This window comes from Romboutsia sp. 13368 (genome assembly GCF_018336475.1).
Taxonomy (GTDB): Bacteria; Bacillota; Clostridia; order Peptostreptococcales; family Peptostreptococcaceae; genus Romboutsia.
In genome coordinates, this window is record NZ_CP048741.1 from 1,758,143 (window position 1) to 1,759,941 (window position 1,799).

At 29.8% G+C, this 1,799-nt stretch carries 1 protein-coding gene; it reads right to left on the bottom strand.

Annotation, left to right across the window (positions count from 1 at the left end):
- Nucleotides 1-164 precede the first annotated feature (164 nt).
- A complete protein-coding gene (gene yjeM, locus G3997_RS07160; protein WP_296644884.1) occupies nucleotides 165-1,673 on the bottom strand; it encodes a glutamate/gamma-aminobutyrate family transporter YjeM in 1,509 nt (502 codons plus the stop codon).
- Between the last annotated feature and the right edge of the window lie 126 nt (nucleotides 1,674-1,799).

The following is a 1,799-nucleotide window of genomic DNA, read 5'->3' on the forward strand; positions in this document are numbered from 1 at the left end:
AAGAAGAAGATCTTCATAGAGCTTCTGTATTATTAAAAGAATGTTTAGAGATCTATCTACAATTAAAAAAAGAAAATAAACTTTAAAAGTAATTTATAGATATCTAATCTTAATATATAAAAGCAACCTAATAGGTTGCTTTTTTCTTATAATTTATTTTCATATTATTTAGAAGCTTTTCTTTCATATAAGTAATATAAAATAAACGCTATTATTGAGAATAAAACAGGCCCTGCTATCATGAATATAGTATCTGTTATTCTTCCATTTATAGCTGGTTCTATTATACTAAATACATTTGCAAAACCAACAACGAAGCTAACTATTATTGATGCTGCTAAAGCCATTCCATAAGACTTATAAACTACGAAAGGTTTATCAATTTGCCCAGCTAGCTGCTTTTTCTTAAATACTGGAAAAGCAGCTGATAAGAATATATAAGGTATTGTCATCGCAACATTAGTCATAAGAACTAAAAGTGAGAAAAATGCTTGACCATTACCTCCACCAAAAGATACTATAAGTATTATTAAAATAGCTATTATAGCTTGAACCCACATAGCATTAATAGGCATACCATCTTTTAGTTGTGCAAATTTCTCAGGCCATAAATTTTTAGGAGAACCTTCTATCAATGTTTTTAGTGGTGAATAAGTTAATGTGAAAAATGCTCCTGTAAATGCTAAAAACAGTGAAAGCCCAACAAATCTAGCTGTCCATAGCCCTAAAGTTATAGCAGCTGATTGAGTCATTCCAAAAGCTTTACCAAGTTCAAATCCTAAATTTCTCATAAGTACATAGGCAACATTGGCCATATTAACACTGTCTACTGATAAAACATCATTCCAATTAGTAAACATACCACAAGCAAATATACCTAATGCATAACCTATTGCTATTACTATAGCTGATATCGTTAGACCTTTAGGGAATGTTTTTTCAGGGTTTTCTGTTTGGTCAACTAGCCCTCCTAAAACTTCTAATCCTCCAAATGCAAATATAGCAAATGTTAAGAATGATAAAATACTAAGCGGAGTCTGATACGCTGGATTTGGTGAAGTTGTAAAGTCTCTAGCAATATCTAATATTGGTTGTTTAAACTTGAATCCATTTAAAGCTAGAACTATTATTCCACCTAATAATAATACTATATTCATTAAAGCTACTGCTGTACCTCCTACAGAAGTAACTTTTGTTATTTTTTCTACACCTCTTGAGGCTACGAAAGTTACAAGTAATATCCATAAGGCTCCTAATATACCTAAACATTGAATAGATGATAGTCCAAATAAACTTAATTCTCCTGTTCTATCACTACCAAATATAGCATTAGATAATGGTATCCATATTGTAGATGATACATTTACCATCCATATTATATAAGATGCATACCACATAAATGTCCCAATAAATGCATATTTAGGACCTACAGACTTCTCCATCCATGAGTAAATTCCTCCTGTTTCTTTCTTATATGCAGCTCCATATTCTGCCATCATAAATGCATAAGGTATAAAGAATAATATTGCACTTAATACATACCATGGTATTGCTGCATATCCCATAAGATAAAATGCTCTTGGCATATTGGCAAAACCAAATACTGATGTAAAAATCATAAGTATCAATGATACAAGAGTCAGTTTTTTAGCTGTATTTGTATTTTCACTCATTATGATTCCTCCTTGATTGAATATAATATTAATGTTTACAACAATATTAATTTTAATTCATATATTAATCTTTTTTATTTTACTGAATTAAACATAAAAATATAAAAAAGAGTGTTGARWATTCAA